3 protein-coding genes and 1 pseudogene are annotated in these 4,370 nt (G+C 42.4%); all 4 read left to right on the top strand.

Translation table 11 applies throughout. From position 1 onward, the window contains the following. Window positions 1-248 precede the first annotated feature (248 nt). Window positions 249-629 (top strand): hypothetical protein, encoded by a 381-nt coding sequence (locus KTG12_RS20965; protein ID WP_229032925.1) that lies wholly within the window; start codon window positions 249-251, stop codon window positions 627-629. A gap of 117 nt (window positions 630-746) precedes the next feature. Continuing rightward, complete coding sequence (locus tag KTG12_RS20960; RefSeq protein ID WP_216945534.1) at window positions 747-3,707, top strand: hypothetical protein; 2,961 nt, start codon at window positions 747-749, stop codon at window positions 3,705-3,707. Window positions 3,708-3,783: 76 nt separating this feature from the next. After that, the gene (locus KTG12_RS20955) at window positions 3,784-4,053 is read left to right on the top strand and encodes a hypothetical protein (RefSeq protein WP_254189057.1); all 270 of its coding nucleotides are present in this window, start codon (window positions 3,784-3,786) and stop codon (window positions 4,051-4,053) included. 130 nt (window positions 4,054-4,183) lie between these two features. Then, a pseudogene (locus tag KTG12_RS20950) lies at window positions 4,184-4,370 on the top strand (hypothetical protein); the annotation flags it as partial.

Below are 4,370 nucleotides of genomic sequence, written 5' to 3'. Positions count from 1 at the left end.
CGAAAGAATAATAAAACAGCCTCCAGGCTATCACAGATTGGAGGCTGTAAAAAAAGAAAATTAGGGGACCTACGGTCTCCGGAAACAAAGTTAAACAATAAAGTTTGAAAATCATGTTATTATTAATTATTTCTTTTTTGGTTATCGCAGTTTATACGGCAGCAGTTTGTATAAAGGCAAAAGGTGTACCGTACTCAATTAGTGCGACGTATTATACTCTTGATCATAAATTGATCTTTGGAGCAAGCATGGCACTGACGGCTATGTTCCTATTCCCGGTCATTTGGGAAATGAGTACAACCTTTACTATGCGGTTGCTGGCGATCGCAGCCTGTATCGGTTTGATTGGTGTCGGTTTGGCTCCTGATTTCAAAGACACTTGGATAAACCGCATTCATTGTGGATCGGCGGCATTGACGTTGCTTTCTTCTCAGCTATGGGTTGGCTGCACGTCTTTCTGGTGGGTTCTTATTCCGGTGTGGCTGGCTTTTATCGTTTACACGGTAATAGACATGAGTAAACGGTTGAGTGGTAATATATGGCAGGACTTTGTATCAACGAAGCCGATGTTCTGGTGTGAGATTGCAGCGTTGTCTACGACTTTTGGCGCGTGTGGACTTGCGCTTTAGAAATCTACCATAAACAGAACATCTGCCTTATATATTAAAACACGACAACCGGTAAAATGTCATATATCCGGTTGCCGTGTTTTTTATTGCCTAAAAATAAGTAGGTTATTTAGCAGTATGGAAATAAAGCGCGGAAATACGGTAGTTTGTGACGTTTATCTGAAGGATAATAGTTATACGGTCGAAGAGATTATGGGTGAGGACACTCTTACCCTGAATTTTCTTTCCCGAAATGTGGTAAACCTTCAAATCAACGACTATATAGACTTTGAAGGGACAAAATACAAGATCCGGCATAATGAGAAGGTGACGAAAAAGGAGACATCTCTTGGTTGGGAATATACCGTTCAGTTCTATTCAAGTCGGTACGACCTTTTGGATGCAGAGTTTTTCCTTCATGGTACACCGGAGCGGAAAAAGAACTTCGACTATTACACCGGTACCGCCCGTGACTGGCTAATCCTATTTGTCAAAAACATGAACCGTACAGGATCAGATTGGGTGGCCGGATCCTGTATCGAATCCCGGATGATTACCCTTTCTTTCAAAGATAAGAAAGTCGGGACGGTACTTGACGAACTCATTAAAGAATTGAATACGGAATACTGGATATCCGGTCAGACAATAAATATCGGCAGGAGGGAGTATTCAAGCAACGGCCTTGTCTTGGCACAGGGCGAAGGAATGGGTTTTACTGAACTGGAAGTGTCCGCTGTTGATGATACGCCACCTGTGACGGTTTTTTATCCATACGGTTCAGACAAGAATCTCGGTCCCGATTATGGTGCTGATTATCTTCTTCTGCCTGATGGCCGGCTCTCTATCGAAAAGAATGTAGAGAAGTACGGCCGGATAGAAAAGTCCATGCAATTCGACCATATCTTTCCGAAAGGAGAGTTTGCCGTAACAGAAAAGATCGACGATTACACTCTGAGAGCTGCCGGTATGGATTTCAATCTTACCGATTGCCTGTTGGACGGGGTGGAAGTGATCGTTACATTCCAGGATGGCGGCTTGGCTGGCTATGACCTTGCAATCGTTGAAGACAGTTGGGACAATGACTTGAAACAGTTCAAACTAAAGCAGAATGACCAGGAAAACGCCTTGAAAGTTCCCGGTGACATTAATTTTTCTGTCGGTGACAAGTTTATCCTTACCGGCCTGAAAATGCCGCAAAGCTATAGGGATAACGCTTCATTACAGCTACAGGAAGAGGCGCAAGCATGGTTGGATGGCAAGTGTGAGAAACGCATCCAGTTACGAGGAAAATGTGATGAAATTGTTTTTCGTTTGCAAAACATCTTTATCGCCTGTGGCCAGATGGTTGGCGTATATTCTGAACAGTTGGATATCGATCGAGAGATTCGTGTTACCAAAATAAAAAGGTATATCGAGAAAGACGGTACACCTTCATACCGGTATGAACTTACCTTGTCCGATTTTCTTGAATCGAATGGTTTTAAGGATCTGGTGGATGATGTGAATAAAGTGCCGGAAGAGATTGAGGATGCGGTTAAGCCGGTTCGGGAACATACGAAACGTTCATGGCGGGACGTGATGGAAACTTTGGGCATGATGTTTGACCCGGAAGGAGATTATTTCACTGAACTTATCAAGCCGTTGGCCGTGCATACGGCTCAACTTATCGTCGGCACCAATTCCCAGCAGATGGAGCTTATAGGGATGAAGTTTATTCCGAATGCGGACAATGATGCCAACTATTTCAAGAATACGACAGGAAAGTTAGTACACTTTACCGTTAGCGAGGAAATCCGTGAATGGGCTATTCCGGCGGCTTCTTTCCGGCTGAATAATTCGCTTGCCTATTATGTTTATGCCAAATGTCCAAAAGAAGGAACAAATGGCTCAATATATGTCAGTGAACGGCAGATAAAGTTAGAGGATGAAACAGGGTTCTATCATTTCTGGGTAGGGGTGCTCAATACTCCGGAGGATGGCGTACGCTCTTGGCTTCCGAATTATGGATACACTGAGATTGCCGGCCAGACGATCACGACAGGATTGATAAAGGACAAGTTAGCCCGATTGGTGATTGATCTGGTGAATGGGACTATAACCGGACCTGTGATATTCAAATCCGGAACATCCGGTTATAATAACATTACTGACCGTCCTAACCTTCAACCGTTGTATGATGGGGTAAATGATGCCCTGACAGATGCAGAGAATGCGTCGAATGCAGCCAACAACGCCCAATTGACTGCAAATAACAAGGCAAGGGTATTTTATCAAACGACGGCTCCAACATCGGGTATGCGAACGAATGACTTATGGGTGGATGGGGAGAATATCTATAGATATAGCGGTTCTAAATGGGTTCTTGCCTCAAAATATGACAATACAATAACGGAGATCAATGGCGGACTCATAACTACGGGTGCAATCGCTTTTGGAAGCACAGGTGGAATGTCGGCGTCTGGTACAATCCGTATTTGGTCGGGAGGAACAGCCGGGGCGAAAGGGCAACCACCCACTGATCCGACATTTAGCGTTGATAGCTCAGGTAACGTGATTTCAAATGGGACTATTACAGCAAATGATGCCATTTTATTAAGAAATGGACAAGCTGGGATTACAGGATATGGCACATCTAATAGTTCTATAAGATTTTGGGCTGGAGGTTTAGTTCCAGAAAGTGCAGATTTTAGAGTTGACCAAAGTGGAGATGTTAATGTTAGAATGTTAAATGCTATAAGTCTCAATGGAGGCACATCTAATTTTTCAAGCATTTATTTAACCGACAAATCGTGGAATAATAACTATGTTAATCTGTTTGCAGCAAGAGAAGCTCAAGGTATGGAAATTCAAAGAACTTATCAAGGTATTTTAGGTAATATCGGAAAATTTATTGTAATGAAATACAATCCTGATGCAACGGCTTATCGGGAAATAAGTTTTTTTGTCAGACATTTTAAATCTGATGCCTCATGGGTATTTAGGACTTGTGTAAAAGCAAGTTTCTTACCAACGTTAACCCAGATTAATGATTTAGATACATCTGGAACAAAATATAATGTAAAATGGGATAGTGCAACAGGTTTATTATATATAGAATAAGAAGATGAATTTAACATTGAAAGACAGAGTATTAATACTCAACACCGTGTTACCACAGTTTGACACGAGAAAAAACATGGAACTGAAAGTATCGATAGACAGTAAGATAGCAATCTCGGAGGTTGATCAGAAGCGTATCGTTATCAAAGATATGGGAAGCGGGCAAATCAATATAGGGTTTACCGATGCAGCGGCCATAACGGAAACAACAGATATCGTTTTGACAGACGAAGAACTTCAATACCTCAAACAACGTGTTGACTTCATAGATCGCAACGGCATGTTCTCTGAGTTCACGATGCCGACGTATGTCAAAATTTTGGATGAACCGCTAAAAGAGGAGTAACCGGGCGAATAATATAAAAATCCGCCTCCCATCTATCACAGGCCGGAGGCGGAGAAATAACAAACACTGCCTTATGGCAATGAAAAAACTCGTAACAAAGATGATCAAATAAAACAGAAGGAGGTGTAAAGTGAATGTAGAATTAACTGACATCCTGACAATCATCGGAACATTGGGAGGATTCGAGGCGATAAAATGGGGGATTAGCTTCTATACGAACCGGAAAACGAATGCGCGTATCGAGGATGCCCATGCCGATGTAGAGGAGTTCAAGGCTTTACGTGAGTATAACGAGTTCCTGCAAAAACAGCTATCAG

This window comes from Parabacteroides sp. MSK.9.14, assembly GCF_019041495.1.
Taxonomy (GTDB): Bacteria; Bacteroidota; Bacteroidia; order Bacteroidales; family Tannerellaceae; genus Parabacteroides; species Parabacteroides merdae.
Note: the sequence above shows the minus strand (reverse complement) of the source record. Positions and strands in the feature narration are given on the sequence as shown.